Genomic DNA, 18,057 nt, shown 5'->3' on the forward strand with positions numbered 1-18,057 from the left:
GCCCACGGGAATACGCTGGGAGGGTCCTGTCCCCCCTCGGAAAGGGGGGCGTCCCCATGGCTCCCCAGATCAGCGTCCCGCAGGCGGCTCTCGCCGGACTCCGCGAGGATCTGGCCGGCGCGGTCCTCGTCCCCGGCGATCCGGGTTACGACGAGGCCCGGATCGTCCACAACGGCATGATCGACCGCCGGCCCGCGGTCATCGCGCAGTGCGCGACCCAGGAGGACGTCTCCAACGCGATCGTCTTCGGCCGGGAGACCGGGCTGCCGGTCGCGGTGCGCGGCGGCGGACACAGTGTCGCCGGCACGTCGGTCGTCGACGGCGGCCTCGTCGTCGACCTGCGCCGGATGCACGCGGTCGTGGCCGACCCCGAGCACATGACGGTACGGGTCGAGGGCGGCGCGACCATGAGCCACCTCGACCGCGCCTGCCAGCCGTTCCACCTGGCGACGACGGGCGGCCGTGTGTCCACCACGGGCGTCGGGGGCTTCACGCTGGGCGGCGGCTCGGGCTGGCTGGAGCGGAAGTTCGGGCTCGCCTGCGACAACCTCGTGGCGGCGGAGCTGATCACCGCCGAGGGCAAGCACGTCCACACCGACGCGGACACCCACCCGGAGCTGTTCTGGGCGCTGCACGGCGGCGGCGGGAACTTCGGGGTGGCCACCTCGCTCACGCTGCGCCTGCACGAGCTGCCGGCGATGAGCATGGCGATGCTGTTCTTCCCGCCCGAGCGGGCGCCCGAGGCGGTCCGCGTCTTCCGAGACCTGGCCGCGTCCGCCCCCGACGAGGTGGGCGGCGGAGTCATCTACCTCCCCGCCCCGCCCGAGCCGTTCGTCCCGGAGCACCTCGTGGGCGAGCTGGTCTGCGGCACCCTGTTCACCTGCGCCGGCCCGGTCGCCGAGGTCCGTGAGCTCGCGGAGCCGCTGTTCGCGCTGGAGCCCGTGATCGAGATGGTCACGGACATCGCGTACGCGGATCTGCAGTGCATGATCGACGACCCGCCGGGGCTGCGGAACTACTGGTCGGCGGAGTACCTGACCGACTTCCCGGACGAGGCCGTGGACGTCTTCTGCGCCCGGGCCGAGCGGATCCCGATGCCGACCGCCACCCAGCAGGTGCTGTTCATGATGGGCGGCGCGGTGGCGTCGGGCCCGGCCGGCTTCCCGGTCCCGTGGCGCTCCGCGCCCTGGGTCGTCCATCCCTTCGCGACCTGGGTGGACCCGGCCGACGACGAGCGGACCGTGCAGTGGGTGCGGGACGTGCGGGCCGATGCGAGGCCGTGGTCGACCGGAGCCGTCTATCTCAACTTCATCGGCTCCGAGGGCGAGGAGCGGGTCGTCGCCGGCTTCGGCGCCGAGAACCACCGCAGGCTCGCCGCCGTCAAGGCCGCCTACGACCCCGACAACGTCTTCCGCTTCAACCACAACATCGCACCGGCCGCCTGAGGTCACCTCAGCGCGTCGATCACCTCCCGCGCGGCCCGCTCGCCCTCCGTCGCCCCGCCCTCCATGAAGCCCTGGAAGTCGTACGAACAGTGCTCACCGCCGATGTGGACGTTGCCCTGGGCGGTGCCCTCGTAGCCGGCGTACCGGTGGAGGTAGCCGACGGGCCAGCAGGAGTACGCGCCGAGGGCGTACGGGTTCCTGTGCCAGGCGGAGAGTTGCGCGCGGCCCGTGTACGCCCTGGAGGTGCCGGGGAAGAAGGCGTCGATGCCCGCCAGGTAGCGGGTGACGAGGCTCCGTACGTACGGGTCGGACTCGGTGGAGAACGGTCCGGCCGGGTTCAGGGCGCGGGCCCGGCTGCCGCCGCCGTACTGGATGAGGATGCCGCCGGTGCCGCCCTGGATCTTGGTGGTGTCCCAGGTCTGCTGGACCTCGGTGTCGGTGAAGCAGTCGCCCGCGGAGACCCCGGGCCAGGGGCCTGTGCCCCGCCAGGGGCGGGTGCCGAACTGCATGTTCAGCTTGGTGCAGTGGCCCATCCGCGCGTCCCTGAGCAGGTTCCTCATGAGCGGGTCGAAGCCGGCCAGGGAGAGGTCGAGCTGCTTGAGGATCGGCAGCGGGAGGCAGAGGACGGTGTGGTCGGCGGTGACGGTCCTGGTGGCGCCGGCCTCGGAGAAGGTCAGCGTCTGGGTGCCGTCCGCGTTCGCCCGTACGGCGGTCAGGGACCAGCCGGGGCGCAGGGTGCCGGGGGCGAGCGCCCCGGCGATGGCGTTGGGGAGCCGGTCGTTGCCGCCGACGATGTGGTAGCGCTCGTTGGAGAGGCCCCAGATGTTGAAGTTGCCGGGATTGGTCTGGTAGCCCATGAGCAGGACGAGGGCGAGCGAGGACTGTTCGGTGGTGTCGGCGCCGTACTCGACGTTGTAGGCGACGTCGATGAACTTGCCGAGCGGGGAGGCGTGGCCGCCGGGGACGCGGCTCTCGATCCACGCGTGGATCGACATGGTGTCGAGTGCGGTGCCGGTGGGTGTGGTCTGGTTCCAGCGGACCTCGCCCGCTTCGGAGAGGTCGCGGCGCAGCGCCTGGTAGACCGCCTTGAAGTCCTCGTCGGCCTGGTGGCGCGGGTAGTAGGCGCCGTCGAACCACAGGACCTCCTCGGCGCCCTGGGGCCCGCCGCCGAGGAAGTCCTCGACGTCGAGGCCGAAGCGGCGGCAGAGTTCCAGCATCTTCTTGTGGCTGGTGTCGATCAGCTCGCCGCCGATCTCGGAGGTCTGTCCGTACGCCCAGTGGGCGCGCTGGGTCCACATGCGGCCGCCGACCCTGGACGGGTCGGCCTCGTACAGCACGGGGCGAAGGCCGGCGTCCTGGAGGGTGAGGGCCGCGGTGAGTCCGGAGATCCCGGCGCCGACGACGGCGACCCGCGCGGTGCTGTGGAGGGGCGGGTCGGGGACGGCGGCCCGGGCGGGGACGGTCGCTCCCGCGCCGACGCCGACGGCGATTCCGGCCGCGGCGGCGTACTTCATCAGGGTCCGGCGCCCGAGGGCGTCGGCTCTCATGCCTCTGAGTTCGTCGACGGGGAGGTTCAGCCGCCGGGCGTCGGCGTGCTCGGAGGCGAGGTGCTTCAGGAGGTGCATCGGGTTGGTGCGTGCCATGGGGCGCTCCTGGAGGAGAGAGGGATCAGACCTGGGGTACGGGGGCGGGCTCCGTGCGGGTCTCGTCGTCGCGTTCGGTGGCGTCCTCCAGGACGATCCGGCCGATGATCGCGTACCGCTCGGGCCGCTTGGCCTTGAGGTAGAGGCCGAGGCCGAGGCCGCCGAAGAAGACCAGACCGACGATCCAGGGGATCGCCTCGAAGAAGAGGGAGTCGGCGGCGAGACCGGCCGCGGTCTCCATGTTCATGATCAGCAGGACGACGACGGCGATCATGCCGACGCCGCCGAGGAGCGGGGCGGTGAGGGTCCTGAACCAGTGGCGGTCCTCGGGGTGGTTCCTGCGGAAGTAGCCGATGACGGCGAAGGAGCAGAGGGTCTGGACGATGAGGATCGCCATCGTGCCGAGGATGGCGAGCAGGGTGTAGAGGTGGATGTACGGGTCCTGGCCGGTGAGCCAGAAGGCGGCGACGAGGCCCACGGCGATCGCGCTCTGCACGTACGAGGCGATGTACGGCGAGCCGTGCCGGGCGTGCGTCCGGCCGAGCGCCGGGTGGAGGAAGCCCTCGCGGCCGATGGCGTACAGGTAGCGCGAGGCGCACTGGTGGAAGGCCATCCCGCAGGCGAAGGAGCCGGTGAGCAGCAGCCACTGGAAGGCGTCGACGGCCCAGGCGCCGATGAAGCTCTGGGTGGGGGCGAAGAACAGGTCGAGGGGCGAGGCGGAGGCGGACAGCTTCACCGACGCGGCGAGGCCGTTGCCGGCGATGGTCATCCACGAGACGTAGATGTAGAAGAGGCCGACGCCGATGACGGAGATCAGGGTGGCGCGCGGGATGACCCGCTTGGGGTCGCGCGACTCCTCCCCGTACATGGCGGTCGACTCGAAGCCGACCCAGGACCAGAAGGCGAAGAAGAGCCCGAGGCCCGCGGAGGTGCCGGTGAAGGCGTTCACGGGGTTGATCGGCTCGACCGGTATGCCCTCGGGGCCGCCGCCCGCGATCAGGACGGCGGTGGCGACCGCGAAGAGGACCGCGATCTCGGCCACGAGCATCACGCCGAGCGCCTTCGCGGTCAGGTTGATGTCGAAGTACGACAGGACGGCCGTGACGGCGAGCATGACGGCCGCGTAGAGGATCCACGGGACGTCCACGCCGAGCTGGTCGGCGACCGTCGTCTTGGCGAAGTAGGCGAAGACTCCGACGATGGAGGCCTCGAAGACGATGTACGCGAGGACGGCGAGCATGCCGGACGCCATACCGGCGATGCGGCCGAGACCGTGCGAGATGTAGCCGTAGAAGGCGCCGGCGGCCGTGATCCGCTTGGCCATGGCGACGTAGCCGACCGAGAAGACGGTCAGGACGAGCGTCGCGAAGAGATAGCCGGCGGGTGCGCCGGTGCCGTTGCCGAAGCCGACGGCGATGGGGAGGTTGCCGGTCATCGCCGTGATCGGGGCCGCGGTGGCCACCGCCATGAACACGACGCCGACGAGCCCGACCGAGCCGGCCTTCAGCCGCTGGACCTCTGGGGTGGAGTTCTCTGCCATGGCGCGAGAGCATCCTCGCGAGTGACGCAGGCCACAATCGACATGCGGTCGCGCAATTCGGGCCGGAGGACGACGAGTTGTCGCCCCGCTGTACGACGTGTCCGGTCCCGTGACCGTGGGGTGATGTCGCGGAAACGCGGACGCGGGTAGCGTCCGGGCCCATGGACAATCAGGGCGGGATCACCGTGCAGCGGGCGCTGGAGCTCCCCGGGCTGCGCGGCGGACTCCCGGAGGTCGTCGCCGGCGCCGACCGGCTGCACCGCACGGTGCGCTGGGTGCACGCGGGCGAGGTGCCGAACATGGCGTCGCTGCTCAAGGGCGGCGAGCTGCTGCTCACGACGGGCCTCGGCCTGGGCACCCGCCCGGCCGAACAGCGCGCCTTCGTCCGCCGGCTCGCGGACCGGGGCATCGCGGCGCTCGTCGTGGAGCTGGGCCCGCGCTTCGCGCGGCTCCCGGCGACGATAGTGGAGACCGCGCGGGCGGCCGGGCTGCCGCTGGTGCAGCTGCACCGCGAGGTGCCGTTCGTGGCCGTCACGGAGGAGATCCACACCGAGATCGTCAACGGCCACTACGCGCTCCAGCGGCAGGCCGAGGAGGTCCACCGGCAGTGCACGGAGGCCCTGCTCGGCGGCGGCGGGGTGCCGCAGGTCCTGCGCATCCTCTCCGACTTCGCCGCCAACCCGGTCTTCCTGGAGACCGCCGACGGACAGCTGCTGTACGCGGCGGGCACCGAGTCGGCGCCGGCCGACCCGCTCCAGGTGTGGGACGGTCTGCGCGGTCAGCGGGCGGCCCGCGAGTCCGGCCCGCCCACCGGCACGGTCCTGGTCGACGTGCCCGGCGGCGGCCCCGGCACGGGCTCGGTACGGGCCCGCCTCGTCCTCCTGTCGGTCTCCGGCCCGCTCTCCCCCGTGCACCGGATGGCGGCCGAGCGCGCGGCCGGACTCCTCGCGGTCGTCCTCATGCAGGCGCGGCAGGAGGAGGAGCTGGCCGCCCGCGGCCGGGGCGACTTCCTCACCGACCTGGCCGAGGGCCGGATCACGGCCGAGGACGCCCCGGCGCAGGCCCGGGTCCTCGGCTTCAAGCCGGGTGACGGCCCGCTGCTGCCGGTGGTGATGCGGCTGGCCTCGGAGCTGTCCCCCTCGGGGAACTGGGCGCTCCTGGCCCGCGCGGTCCTGGAGGAACTGGCCTCTGTCGGCGTCCCGGTCCTCCTGGGCGTCCGCCCGGTGGAGGGCCGAGTGCCCCTGCTCCTCGGCCTGCGGTCGGAGTCGGAGCGCACGGCGGTGGCGGACCGGGTCGCGGCGGCGCTGCGCGCGGGCGTGGAGCGGGCCGGACTGGAGCGCGCCGGGGTGCACCCGCCGGTGGTCGTGGTCGGCGTCGCGGGCAGCTGGGCGGCCGCGTCGGCGGGCCTGCGGCACGCGGCGGAGACGGCGACGGCGGCACAGGGACTGTCGGAACTGCCCTGGTACGACGCCCGGCGCCTCGACATCGACCTGCTGCTGTGGCGGCTGCACTTCCACGGGGACACGGTCCTGGCGGCGTTCGTGGACCGCGCGATCGGGCCCCTGCGGGACCACGACCGGACGTCCCGTCCCCCGCTGCTGCCGACCCTGGAGACGTATCTGGCGCACGCGGGCCGCAAGGCGGAGACCGCCCGGGAGCTCCACCTCAACCGGCAGACCCTCTACAACCGCCTGGCCCGCATCTCCGAACTCCTGGGGACGGACCTGGACGACCCCCAGACGGTCCTGGCCCTCTCCCTCGCCCTGAGAGCCCGCCGCCACACGACCTGAACGGCCTCCGGGTGCGCCCACGCGTCCCGCCTCGGCGGGAACGGCGGGCGTACCCGAGCCCACGCATCCCACCTCGGCGGGAACGGCGGACGCACCCGAGCGTCAGCGCCCCACCAACTCGTCGTAGACGCTCAGCACATGCGCCACCGTCTCGTCCTCCGTGGGCCAGGAGCGCGCCTGCACCCGCCCCGCCGCCGCCAGGTCCATCCGCCGCTCCACGTCCTCGAGCAGTCCCCGCACCGCCTCCGCGAGCGCCGCCGCGTCCCCGTAGGGCACCAGCTCCGCCGCGTCCCCGACGAGTTCCGGCACGCCGCCGACCGCCGTGGCGACGAGCGGCACCCCGAGCCGCAGGGCCTCCTGCGCCAGCAGGGACCGCGCCTCCCACCGGGAGGGAAGGACGGCCACGTCCGCCGCCGCGAGCAGCTCCGCGACGTCCTCGCGCCGCCCGATCAGCCGCACCGGCAGGTCCTCCTCGACGATCCGCCGCTGGAGGTAGGCCCGTTCGCGCCCCTCGCCCGCGATGACGAGGAGCGGCTGCGGGTCGAGCTCCCGCCACTTCCGGGCCGCGTCGAGCAGCGTGCGGTACCCGCGGCCCCGTTCGAGCGCCCCGACAGCCATGAGCAACGGCCGGTCGACGGCCCCGAGTTCGGCGCGGGCCTTGCCGTCGTGGAGGCAGACCGGCCCCCGGGCGGCCGGCACGGTGACGGGGGCGAGCCGGGCGTCGCGGGCCCCGCGCCTGCGGGCCCGGTCGACGAGCTCGGAGGAGGTGCCGAGGACGACGGTCGCGGCCCGTACGGTCCTTCGTTCCAGAAGGCGCACCATTCCGCCGCGCGCCCCGTCCACGTGGACCCGACTGTCCCAGGTCGTCACGAGCGGCGCACGTCCGCCGCCGCCGGGGCCGGACAGCGCGAGCGCGGCCCGTACGGACGCCGGCAGCCCGTGCGCGTGGACGACGTCGGCGCCGATGCAGGCGTTGCGGAGCGCGGTGACCGTCGTGGGGTCGCCGAGGCGCGGCAGCGGCACGAAGTGCGCGCCTGCGCCCAGGTAGTCGTAGACGCGGTCGAGTTCGGCCGGGGCGCACACGGTCACCCGCACGCCCCTCGCCACCAGCCCCGAGGCGAGTGATCGGACGTGAGCGCTGCTGCCCGCGCTGCCGCCGCCCAACACCTGGACCGTACGGAGCTGTGTCACGCGCCCAAGGATGCCAGCCCGTACGCCTGACCGTACGCACGTTCCGGCACCGAAATGGCGTCGTTCCCCGCCACGGGAGGCGTGCGACTCCGCGACCCGTCCCACGGGTTCACCCACTCGGGTGAGCGCGCGCGTCAGGCCGCGCGCCCCCCGGCGGTCGCGGCGGCGATCAGCGCGGACGCGGGGCGTCCGAGCGACCGTTCCCGGCGGCGGGCGCCCTCACGCGTCCGCCCGCGCCGTCGCCAGCAGCTCCTCGGCGTGCGCCCTGGCCGTCTCGGAGTCCTCCTGGCCGGCGAGCATCCGGGACAGCTCCCGGACCCGCTCCTCGCCCTCCAGGACGGTGACGCCCGACCGGGTCACGGAGCCGTCGTTGGTCTTCTCGACGAGCAGCTGCCGGTCGGCGAAGGCCGCGACCTGCGGGAGGTGGGTGACGACCACGACCTGAGCCGTCCTGGCGAGCTTGGCGAGCCGGCGGCCGATCTCGACGGCCGCCTTGCCGCCGACACCGGCGTCGACCTCGTCGAAGAGGTACGTCGGCACCGGGTCCACGCCGGCGAAGACGACCTCGACCGCGAGCATCACCCGGGACAGCTCACCGCCCGAGGCGCCCTTGGCGATGGGCCGGGGCGGGGCGCCGGGGTGCGGGGCGAGCAGCAGCTCGACCTCGTCGGCCCCGGACGGGCCGTACGCGACCCGGCGGCCGCCGACCTCGACGCCTTCGGCGTCCTCGGTCTGCCGGATGTCGAAGGACACGCGCGCGTGGGGCATGGCCAGCGAGGCGAGTTCGGCCGTGACCGCGTCGGCGAACCGGGCCGCCGCCTCCGTACGGGCGTCGGTGAGCCGCTGCGCGAGCACCGAGAGCTCGTCGCGCAGCCGGTCCCGCTCGGCGGTGAGTTCCCCGATGCGGTCGTCGTCGTTGTCCAGCTCTCCGAGCCGGCCCGCGCTCTCCTCGGCCCAGGCGAGGACGGCCGCGATGTCCTCGCCGTACTTCCGGGTGAGCTGGGTCAGCGCCGCACGCCGCTCCTCGACGGCGGCGAGCCGCAGCGGGTCGGCGTCCAGGTCGTCGGCGTATCCGGCGAGCTCGGTGGCCACGTCCCCGAGCAGGATGGAGATCTCCCCCATCCGGTCGGCGAGGGCCGCGAGCGCCGGATCGTGCGACCGTACGGCCTCCAGGGCCCGCCCCGCGCCCGCGACCAGGGTCGTGGCGTCGACGGACTCGGGATCCTCGGGTACGCCCGCGAGCGCGGCGTGTGCGAGCGCGGCGGCGGAGGCGAGGGCCTCGGCGTGCCCGAGCCGCTCCGCCTCGGCGGCGAGCTCCGTGTCCTCCCCGGCCAGCGGGGCGACGGCCTCGATCTCCCCGAGCCCGAAGCGCAGCAGATCGGCCTCCTGGGCGCGTTCCCTGGCCCGGGTGGTGATCTCGTCCAGCTCTCCGGTGACGGCCCGCAGCCGCCGGTACGCCTCGCCGTAGGCGGCGAGCGGTGCGGAGACGGCCTCGCCGGCGTACCGGTCGAGCGCGCCGCGCTGCCGGGCGGGCTTGAGCAGGCCCTGCTGGTCGGTCTGGCCGTGGACGGCGACGAGTTCGTCGGCGAGCTCGGCGAGCAGCCCGACGGGTACGGAACGCCCGCCCAGGTGGGCCCGTGAGCGCCCCTCCGCCGAGATCGTGCGGCTGACGAGCAGGACGCCGTCGTCGAGTTCCGCCCCGGCCTCCTCGGCGCGCACGGCGGCGGGCGCGCCCGCGGGCACGCTGATCCGCCCCTCGACGACGGCCGAGGCCGCGCCGATCCGCACCAGGGCCGGGTCGGCCCGCCCGCCGAGCAGCAACCCGAGGCTGGTCACCACCATGGTCTTGCCCGCACCGGTCTCACCGGTCACCGCGGTGAAGCCGGGCGACAGCTCGACCACCGCGTCGTCGATGACCCCGAGCGACCGTATCCGCATCTCCTCCAGCACGCCCCAGACCATACGAGGTTTCCCTGCCGCGATGCGACATCGCCCCCGGTCGTAACTCTCCGGCGCGCCGCTCGTTGCCGGCGTCCCCCCGGCGGGGAGTCAGTGCGGAGCGCCGCGCCAGCCGGAGACGGGCAGGGCGAACTTGGCCACCAGCCGGTCCGTGAAGGAGGCGTGGTGGAGCCGGGCGAGCCGGACCGGCACGGCACCCCGCCGCACCTCCACCCGTGCCCCCGCCGGGAGTTCCACCGTCCGCCGTCCGTCGCACCACAGCACCCCGTGCGGGGTGTGCGGCTCGACCTCGACGGCGAGGACCGACTGGGGGGTGGTGATCAGGGGCTTGGCGAAGAGGGCGTGGGCCCCGATGGGGACCATCAGCAGCGCCTCGACCTCCGGCCACACGACCGGGCCGCCGGCCGAGAAGGCGTACGCGGTGGACCCCGTCGGTGTCGCGCAGATCACCCCGTCGCAGCCGAAGCCGGTCACGGGACGCCCGTCGATCGCGAGGACGACCTCCAGCATCCGCTCCGGAGACACCTTCTGCACGGCGGCCTCGTTGAGCGCCCAGTCGCGGTACAGGACGTCGCCGTTCTCGTACACGACGACGTCGAGGGTCATCCGCTCCTCCACCTCGTACGCCCTCGTCACGACCCGGTCGACGACCTTGTCGAGGTCGTCGCGCTCGGCCTCCGCGAGGAAGCCGACGCGGCCCAGGTTGACGCCGAGCATCGGGACGCCGGAGGCGCGGGAGAACTCGGCGCCGCGCAGCAGGGTCCCGTCGCCGCCGAGGACGACGAGGAGCTCACAGCCGTCGAGCGCGTCGGAGCAGGCCTCCGGCACCTTCTCGACGGACGGCGGCAGCGGCATGTCCGCGGCCTCGGCCTCCAGGACCCGGACGCCGATGCCGCTGCGCAGCAGTCCGAGGACGACCAGTTCGGCGCTGCGCACGGCGGCCGGCCGGCCGGTGTGCGCGAGCAGGAAGACGGTACGTGGTGCGGTCTCTGGTGCTGCTTCCGTTGAGCTCAACGAGGTCCTTCCGCCACGGCGCGGTCGACATCCGCCGGATCGAGCGCGGGCGCGCCTGCCCGCAGCCACAGAAAGTACTCGACGTTGCCCGAGGGGCCGGGCAGCGGGCTGGCCGTGACGCCCAGGACACCGAGCCCGAGTTCGGCGGCCCGGCGGGCCACGTTCTTCACGGCGTCCGCGCGGAGTTCGGTGCTCCGGACGACGCCGCCGGTGCCGAGCCGTTCCTTGCCCACCTCGAACTGCGGCTTGACCATGAGGACGAGGTCGGCGTCGGGCGCCGTGCAGGCCACGAGGGCGGGCAGGACGAGCCCGAGCGGGATGAACGAGAGGTCGCCGACGACGAGGTCGACGGGGACGCCGTCGATGGCGTCGAGCGTCAACTCACGGACGTTCGTGCGGTCCTTCACGGTGACGCGCTCGTCGCTCTGCAGCGACCAGGCGAGCTGCCCGTAACCGACGTCGACGGCGACGACGTGCGCGGCGCCCGCGCGCAGCAGCACGTCGGTGAAGCCGCCGGTGGACGCTCCGGCGTCCAGGGCGCGCCGCCCCTCGACCTTCAGCCCCAGGGGGACGAAGGCGGCGAAGGCGCCGGCGAGCTTGTGACCGCCGCGCGAGACGTAGTCGGGGTCGGAGTCGTCCTGGACGACGACGATGGCCGCGGCGGTCTCGACCTGGGTGGCGGGCTTGGTGGCGACGGTCTTGCCGACGGTCACCCGGCCCGCGGCGATCAGCTGGCTGGCGTGCTCGCGCGAGCGCGCGAGCTTGCGCCGGACCAGCTCGGCGTCGAGACGGCGGCGTGCCACTCCTGCCACGGTGGGTTCAGCTCCTGTTTTCGTACGGACGAGGGGTGGGGTGCGCGTCGAGCGAGGTCAGCTCGGCACGCAGTCCACGGTGTACATCCTCGTACACCTCCAGGTGTCCGTCCGCCGGAAGGTCGTCCACCTCGGCGAGACGCGCCAGGTGGGCGTCGACTCCGGGATGCCCGGTGAGCTCCCGCGCGACCCCGAGCGGGGCGGGCGCGGCCGGCGCGTGAGCGGGCTCGGACCCGGCCTCGGGGTGGTCCTCGGACCCGCCCTCGGACGCGGTGTGCGGCAGGGCCACGGACGCGCTGCCGGACTCCGCGCGGGACGCGGCCCCGGGCCCCGTCCCGTCCACCGGGTCCTGCGTCATCTCCGTCGCGTCGCTCATGGCCCCGACGCTACCGCGAACCCCTGGGGTACGGTCGACGGCGATGGCGACGATCACGGAGTGCCGCAGGGCACTGGACACACTCTCGGACAACCTCGCGCGGGCGGACGGCGACGTCCGCGGGGCGGCCGCGCTCGACCGCACCCTGAGCTGCCACATCACGGACCTGGACACCACGTTCACTGGCCGGCTCGCGGACGGCCGCATCCAGGTCCAGGACACGGTCGCGGGCCCACCCCCCGCCAAGGCGCAGATCCGGCTCGCGATGACCGGCGACGACCTGGTGGCGATGGTGGCCGGCGAGCTGAACTTCGCGAAGGCCTGGGCGTCGGGCCGGGTCAGACTCGAAGCGGGCTTCCGCGACCTGCTGCGGCTCCGCTCACTTCTGTAGGGCGGGCTCCGGGGACACCGAGGGCCTCGGCACGCGCGCCTTGCGCCCGGCGGGCACGACCAGCGGCGTCCCCGTCTCCGGGTCGTCGATGACCTGGCAGCGCAGCCCGAAGACCCGCTCCACCAGCTCGGCGGTCACGACCTCGGACGGCGCGCCCTCGGCGACCACCTCGCCGTCGCGGACGGCGATGAGGTGGGTCGCGTACCGGGCAGCGTGGTTGAGGTCGTGCAGCACGGCGACGAGCGTCCGGCCCTGGTTCTCGTGCAGCTCGGCGCAGAGGTCGAGGACGTCGATCTGGTGCTGGATGTCGAGGTACGTCGTCGGCTCGTCGAGCAGGAGCAGCGGGGTCTGCTGTGCGAGCGCCATCGCGATCCAGACGCGCTGGCGCTGACCGCCTGAGAGCTCGTCCACGTACCGCTCGGCCAGCTCGGCGACGCCGGTCGCCTCCATGGACTCCCGGGTGATCCGCTCGTCCTCGGGCGACCACTGACGCAGCAGCCCCTGGTGCGGATAACGGCCCCGGGCGACCAGGTCGGCGACGGTGATGCCGTCGGGCGCCACCGAGGTCTGCGGCAGCAGACCCAGCGTCCTGGCGACCTTCTTGGCGGGCAGGGCGTGGATCGACTGCCCGTCGAGCAGGACGCGCCCCTCGCTGGGCTTCAGCATCCGGGAGAGGGCGCGGAGCAGGGTGGACTTGCCGCAGGCGTTCGGCCCGACGATGACGGTGAAGGAGTTGTCGGGGATCTCGACGGACAGCTCGCGGGCGATGACCCGCTGCTCGTACGCCAGGGTCACCGATTCCGCGCTCAGCCGCTGCTGTCGACCGTCCATATCCGTGCTCCCGTGCCCTCAACCCCGATGAAGTTAGGTTAGCCTACCCAATTTCACATCCCGAGCCGTGCGAGGGCCTTCTCCGCGTCCGGTACGGCCCCGTCGGCGTCGGCCGCCGACCAGGCGGCCCCGCACAGGGCCCGCACCCCGTCCATCCGCCCCTCGGCGCGCCCGTCCGGCCCGTCGAGCACCAGCGCCCCTTCGCTCACCGAGGCCCGCCAGTCCCCGCACACGAACCCGCCGTCCGCGTCCGCGACGACGTCGGGCTGCCCCACGAGCAGCCCGCGCAGATCCCGGTCCACATACGTCGGCCGGTGCTCCGGCACCGCCGCCAACAGCTGCGGTACGTCCGTCACCCCGGTGAGGACCAGCAGGGAGTCCACCCCGCCGTTGAACGCGCCCTCGATGTCCGTGTCCAGCCGGTCCCCCACCACGAGCGGCCGCCGCGCCCCCGTCCGCAGCACCGTCTCCCGGTGCATCGGCGGCAGCGGCTTCCCCGCGACCTTCGGTTCGGCCCGGCCGCCCGTGGCAATCCGCACGACCTCGACCGCGGCCCCGTTGCCCGGCCCGATGCCCCGCGCCCCGGGGATCGTCAGGTCCGTGTTCGAGGCGTACCACGGCACCCCGCGCCCCACCGCGTACGCCGCCTCCGCGAAGCGCCCCCACGGCATCTCGGGCCCGCCGTAGCCCTGCACGACGGCCACCGGCTCGTCGTCCGCCGACTCCACCGGCACCAGACCCCGTTCGCGCAGCGCCACCCGCAGCCCCTCGCCGCCGATGACCAGCACCCGCGACCCGGACGGCACGTCGTCGGCGATCAGCCGGGCCACCGCCTGCGCCGAGGTGATCACGTCCCCCGCCTCGGCCGGCACCCCCAGCTCCGTGAGGTGCTCGGCCACCGAGTCCGGCGTCCGCAGCGCGTTGTTGGTGACGTACGCCAGGTGCATCCCGCCGTCCCGCGCCGCCCCGAGCGCCTCGACCGCGTGCGCGATGGCCTCCCCGCCCGCGTACACGACACCGTCCAGGTCCAGGAGCGCCGTGTCGTACGCCTCGCTCAGCGGCACCGCGCTGCCGTCCGGCCGCTTCATGCCCTCGTCCTGCCGTCCCCGGCCGTCCCGTACCGTCACCACACACTCCTCGCGTCTCCGGGTGGAAGTCCCCCGCTCCCCCGATCATCGCTCATGGCCACGGCCCCCCTACGATGACGAGATGAACACCTACGGTCACGCGGCCGACGACGTCCGCGACGACGCCGCGGGGCTGCGTCTGGCCCCGTTCCGCGGGCTCCGTTACGTCCCGGAACGGGTCGGCAGCCTCGCCGCCGTGACGTCTCCTCCCTACGACGTCGTCGTACGACCTGACGGACTCCTGCATCTGGAATCGGCCGATCCGCACAACATCGTCCGACTGATCCTGCCGCAGGCCGTCACCGCCGGAACCCGGCACCGCAAGGCCGCCGTCACCCTCGACCGCTGGCTCGCTGACGGCGTCCTCGCCCCGGACCCGGAGCCCGCGCTCTACGTGTACGAGCAGCACGGCGACGGCATCCTCCAGCGCGGTGTCATCGGCGCCCTCGAACTCTCCACCCCCGCCGAGGGGGTCGTCCTCCCCCACGAGGACGTCATGCCGCACGTGGTCGAGGACCGCGCCGCCCTGATGCGGACCACGGCCGCCAACCTGGAGCCCCTGCTCCTCACCTACGTGGGGGGCGAGGCGGGCGGCGCCGACGCGGTCATCGAGCGCACCGTGCGACGGGAGCCACTGCTCTCCACCACCACGGAGGACGGCTTCCACCACCGCCTCTGGTCGGTCACGGACCCGGACGAACTCGCCGCGATCGCCGGCGACCTCTCCGGCCACCAGGCGCTCATCGCCGACGGCCACCACCGCTGGGCGACCTACCTCCGCCTCCGTGAGGAGCACCGCGCACCGGGCCCCTGGAACTACGGTCTGGTCCTCCTCATCGACACCGCGCGCTACCCCCTCCGGGTCCGCTCCATCCACCGTCTCCTCAACCGCCTGCCGCTGTCGGAGGCCCTCGCGGCCCTCGACGGGCACTTCCGGGTACGCCGGATCGACGGGCCCCTGCCGACCGCCCTGGAGGCCCTCGCGTCCGCCGCGGCGGACGGCAACGCCTTCCTGCTCGCCGGTGACGGGGGATTCCACCTCGTCGACCGGCCGGACGCCGCGCTGCTCGACCGTACGATCCGGACGGACCGGCCCCAGGCGTGGCGCACCCTGGACGCCACGGTGCTGCACTCCACCCTCCTGGAGCACGTCTGGCACATCCCGGACGCCCCCGAGGACATCAGCTACATCCACGACACGGAGGCCGCGGTCGACCAGGCGGAACGCCGTGGCGGTACGGCGGTCCTCATGCACCCGGTACGCGAGGACGTGGTGCGGGACCTGGCCCGGCAGGGCGTCACGATGCCCCGGAAGTCGACTTCGTTCGGCCCGAAGCCCGCGACGGGCCTGGTCCTGAGAAGCCTGGCGCTGGACTGAGCGTCCCGTAGACGAAGAAGGGCGGCACCCGGTGGGTGCCGCCCTTCTCACTCGTCGACCGTGTCAGCTCTTGTCGTCGCCGACGCTGTCGTCGCTGTCGTCCTCGTCGAGGTCGTCGTCCTCGACATCCTCGTCCTCGTCCTCGTCATCGACGAGGACGATGTCGTCCGACTCCGCCTCCGACTCGTCGAACGCGTCGACGAACTCGACACCGTCCATCTCGGCCAGCCGGTCCGAGGCGTCCGTGGCCCCGTCCTTGTCGGCCTCGAGAGCCTTCCCGAACCACTCCCGCGCCTCGGCCTCGCGGTCGGCGGCGAGCAGCGCGTCGGCGTACGCGTACCGCAGGCGCGCGGTCCACGGGTGCACGGCGCTGGAGGCGAGCTCGGGGCTCTGCAGCGTCACGATGGCCGCGTCGAGCTGCCCGAGGTCACGGCGGGCGCCGGCGGCGACGAGCCGCATCTCGACCTGCCCGGCCTTGTCCAGCTTCTGCACCTCGGGCTCACCGGCCATGGCCAGCGCGCGCTCGGGCCGGCCGAGGCCACGCTCGCAGTCGGCCATGACGGGCCACAGCTCGACGCCACCGCTCATCCGGCGGGCGGCACGGAACTCGGCCAGCGCCTCGGAGTACTTCTGCGTCGCGTACGCGGCGAAGCCGGCGGCCTCGCGCACGGCGGCGACACGGGAGGCGAGCCGCAGGGCGACCCTGGAGTACCCGTACGCCTTCTCCGGGTCCTCGTCGATCAGCTGGGCGACCATGACGAGGTTGCGGGAGACGTCCTCGGCCAGGCCCTTGGGCAGGCTCATGAGCTCCTGGCGCACGTCCGGGTCGATCTCCTCGCCGGTGACCTCCGGCGGGATCGGCAGCCGCTTGATCGGCGCGCGGTCGCTGCGCTCCCGGTCGCCCCGGTCGTCGCGACGCGCGTATCCACCCCGGTCGTCCCGACCCCGGAACCCACCACGGTCGCCACCCCGGTCGTCCCGGCCCCGGAACCCACCACGGTCGCCACCGCGGTCGTCACGGCGGAAGCCGCCACCGCGGTTGTCGTCGCGACGGTCGTCACGGGGGAAGGAAGGCCGCTCGTCCCGACGGAACGACGACGGACGCTCATCACGCCGGTCGTCACGGCGGAAGCCACCACCGCGGTTGTCGTCGCGACGGTCGTCACGGGGGAAGGAAGGACGCTCGTCCCGACGGAAGCCACCACCGCGGTTGTCACCGCCACGGTCATCGCGACGGAAGCCACCACCGCGGTTGTCGCCACCGCGGTCGTCACGGCGGAAACCGCCGCCACGGTTGTCGCCACCGCGGTCGTCACGGCGGAAACCGCCACCGCGGTTGTCGCCACCCCGGTCATCGCGGGGGAAGGAGGGCCGGTCGTCACGCCGGAACGGCGGACGCTCACCACGGCTGTCGTCACGGCGGAAACCGCCGCCACGGTTGTCGCCACCGCGGTCGTCACGGCGGAAGCCACCGCCACGGTTGTCGCCACCGCGGTCATCGCGGCGGAAACCGCCACCGCGGTTGTCGCCACCGCGGTCGTCACGGCGGAAACCGCCACCGCGGTTGTCGCCACCCCGGTCATCGCGGGGGAAGGAGGGCCGGTCGTCACGCCGGAACGGCGGACGCTCGCCACCGCGGTCGTCACGGCGGAAGCCACCGCCACGGTTGTCGCCACCGCGGTCATCGCGGCGGAAACCGCCACCGCGGTTGTCGTCGCGACGGTCGTCACGGGGGAAGGAAGGACGCTCGTCCCGACGGAACGACGACGGACGCTCATCACGCCGGTCGTCACGACGGAAGCCACCACCGCGGTTGTCGCCACCACGGTTGTCGTCACGGCGGAAACCACCGCCACGGTTGTCGCCCCCACGGTCGTCACGACGGAAGCCGCCACCGCGGTTGTCACCACTGCGGCTGTCGCCACCACGGTTGTCGTCACGACGGAAACCGCCACCGCGGTTGTCGCCACCACGGCTGTCGTCACGACGGAAACCACCGCCACGGCTGTCACTGCCGCGGTTGTCGCCACCGCGGTCGTCGCGGCGGAAGCCGCCACCACGGTTGTCGCCACCACGGTCATCGCGACGGAAGCCGCCGCCACCACGGTTGTCATCACGACGCGGCCCGCGGAAGCCGCCCCGGTCGCCACCTGCACCGTCCCTGCGACGCGGTTCGCGCTCCGGACGGTCGTCGGGAGAGTTGGTGGACATCGGTGTGACTCCTGTCTTCGGGTACTGCAGTCATTCTCGCGCAGCCGGCACTCGGCCGCGCATCGGAAAAAGTCAAGCAAAAACAAAAGGACCCCTGGTCCCAGCGTGAACGCTGGGACCAGGGGTCCTGAAGAATTGTTCGGCGGCGTCCTACTCTCCCACAGGGTCCCCCCTGCAGTACCATCGGCGCTGAAAGGCTTAGCTTCCGGGTTCGGAATGTAACCGGGCGTTTCCCTAACGCTATGACCACCGAAACCCTATCGGTTTCGAGCGAACAAGCACACTCTGTAGTTGTGTTCTAGCTCAAGAAACCAGCAACTGTTCGTTGCTTCAGAACTAACACAGTGGA

At 73.2% G+C, this 18,057-nt stretch carries 14 protein-coding genes, 1 rRNA gene and 1 pseudogene; 4 read left to right on the forward strand and 12 right to left on the reverse strand.

Annotation, left to right across the window (positions count from 1 at the left end; all coding sequences use genetic code 11):
• Positions 1–56 precede the first annotated feature (56 nt).
• Complete coding sequence (locus tag AMK29_RS33830) at positions 57–1,445, forward strand: FAD-binding oxidoreductase (RefSeq protein WP_073819895.1); 1,389 nt, start codon at positions 57–59, stop codon at positions 1,443–1,445.
• 2 nt (positions 1,446–1,447) lie between these two features.
• Here AMK29_RS33830 and AMK29_RS33835 read toward each other — a convergent pair whose 3' ends face one another.
• The gene (locus tag AMK29_RS33835; RefSeq protein ID WP_073819896.1) at positions 1,448–3,088 is read right to left on the reverse strand and encodes a flavin monoamine oxidase family protein; all 1,641 of its coding nucleotides are present in this window, start codon (positions 3,086–3,088) and stop codon (positions 1,448–1,450) included.
• Between the two features lie 25 nt (positions 3,089–3,113).
• A complete protein-coding gene (locus AMK29_RS33840; RefSeq protein ID WP_073819897.1) occupies positions 3,114–4,628 on the reverse strand; it encodes an APC family permease in 1,515 nt (504 codons plus the stop codon).
• A 161-nt stretch (positions 4,629–4,789) separates the two neighbouring features.
• Here AMK29_RS33840 and AMK29_RS33845 point away from each other — a divergent pair, with 161 nt between their 5' ends.
• Positions 4,790–6,418, forward strand: a complete 1,629-nt coding sequence (locus AMK29_RS33845; RefSeq protein ID WP_073819898.1) for a PucR family transcriptional regulator — start codon at positions 4,790–4,792, stop codon at positions 6,416–6,418.
• A gap of 102 nt (positions 6,419–6,520) precedes the next feature.
• Here the strand turns inward: AMK29_RS33845 and AMK29_RS33850 are convergent, their stop codons facing one another.
• The 5 genes from AMK29_RS33850 to AMK29_RS33870 all read right to left on the reverse strand — a co-directional run bounded on the left by AMK29_RS33850 (position 6,521) and on the right by AMK29_RS33870 (position 11,770).
• Positions 6,521–7,609, reverse strand: a complete 1,089-nt coding sequence (locus AMK29_RS33850) for a glycosyltransferase family 4 protein (RefSeq protein WP_073819899.1) — start codon at positions 7,607–7,609, stop codon at positions 6,521–6,523.
• Positions 7,610–7,828: 219 nt separating this feature from the next.
• On the reverse strand, positions 7,829–9,571 hold the full coding sequence (gene recN / locus AMK29_RS33855) for a DNA repair protein RecN (protein ID WP_073819900.1): 1,743 nt from the start codon (positions 9,569–9,571) through the stop codon (positions 7,829–7,831).
• 87 nt (positions 9,572–9,658) lie between these two features.
• The gene (locus AMK29_RS33860) at positions 9,659–10,582 is read right to left on the reverse strand and encodes an NAD kinase (RefSeq protein WP_073819901.1); all 924 of its coding nucleotides are present in this window, start codon (positions 10,580–10,582) and stop codon (positions 9,659–9,661) included.
• Entirely contained in the window at positions 10,579–11,394 is an 816-nt protein-coding gene (locus AMK29_RS33865; RefSeq protein ID WP_073819902.1) for a TlyA family RNA methyltransferase, read from the reverse strand. The genes AMK29_RS33860 and AMK29_RS33865 overlap by 4 nt, the downstream gene beginning before the upstream one ends.
• Positions 11,395–11,401: 7 nt before the next feature.
• Positions 11,402–11,770 carry a hypothetical protein gene (locus AMK29_RS33870; RefSeq protein ID WP_198942380.1) on the reverse strand — a complete coding sequence of 123 codons (369 nt, stop codon included), beginning with the start codon at positions 11,768–11,770 and terminating at the stop codon, positions 11,402–11,404.
• A gap of 43 nt (positions 11,771–11,813) precedes the next feature.
• Between AMK29_RS33870 and AMK29_RS33875 the strand changes: the two genes are divergently transcribed.
• Positions 11,814–12,161 carry an SCP2 sterol-binding domain-containing protein gene (locus AMK29_RS33875; RefSeq protein ID WP_073819903.1) on the forward strand — a complete coding sequence of 116 codons (348 nt, stop codon included), beginning with the start codon at positions 11,814–11,816 and terminating at the stop codon, positions 12,159–12,161.
• Here the strand turns inward: AMK29_RS33875 and AMK29_RS33880 are convergent.
• Positions 12,150–12,992, reverse strand: coding sequence for an ABC transporter ATP-binding protein (locus AMK29_RS33880; RefSeq protein WP_073819904.1), 843 nt, complete (start codon positions 12,990–12,992; stop codon positions 12,150–12,152). The genes AMK29_RS33875 and AMK29_RS33880 overlap by 12 nt on opposite strands.
• 53 nt (positions 12,993–13,045) lie before the next feature.
• Positions 13,046–14,080: an HAD-IIA family hydrolase gene (locus AMK29_RS33885; RefSeq protein ID WP_073819924.1), complete on the reverse strand. Its 1,035-nt coding sequence runs from the start codon at positions 14,078–14,080 to the stop codon at positions 13,046–13,048.
• A 121-nt stretch (positions 14,081–14,201) separates the two neighbouring features.
• On the opposite strand from AMK29_RS33885, the gene AMK29_RS33890 reads away from it, so the two are divergent.
• Positions 14,202–15,497 (forward strand): DUF1015 domain-containing protein, encoded by a 1,296-nt coding sequence (locus AMK29_RS33890; protein WP_073819905.1) that lies wholly within the window; start codon positions 14,202–14,204, stop codon positions 15,495–15,497.
• Positions 15,498–15,560: 63 nt separating this feature from the next.
• Here the strand turns inward: AMK29_RS33890 and AMK29_RS36875 are convergent, their stop codons facing one another.
• The 3 genes and pseudogenes from AMK29_RS36875 to rrf form a co-directional block, all read right to left on the reverse strand.
• Positions 15,561–16,361 carry a hypothetical protein gene (locus AMK29_RS36875; protein ID WP_198942383.1) on the reverse strand — a complete coding sequence of 267 codons (801 nt, stop codon included), beginning with the start codon at positions 16,359–16,361 and terminating at the stop codon, positions 15,561–15,563.
• Between the two features lie 39 nt (positions 16,362–16,400).
• Positions 16,401–17,738, reverse strand: a pseudogene (locus AMK29_RS38060) (hypothetical protein); the annotation flags it as partial.
• A gap of 107 nt (positions 17,739–17,845) precedes the next feature.
• Positions 17,846–17,962 (reverse strand): 5S ribosomal RNA (gene rrf, locus AMK29_RS33905).
• Positions 17,963–18,057: the final 95 nt, after the last annotated feature.

This window comes from Streptomyces sp. CB02261, from assembly GCF_001905665.1.
Taxonomy (GTDB): Bacteria; Actinomycetota; Actinomycetes; order Streptomycetales; family Streptomycetaceae; genus Streptomyces.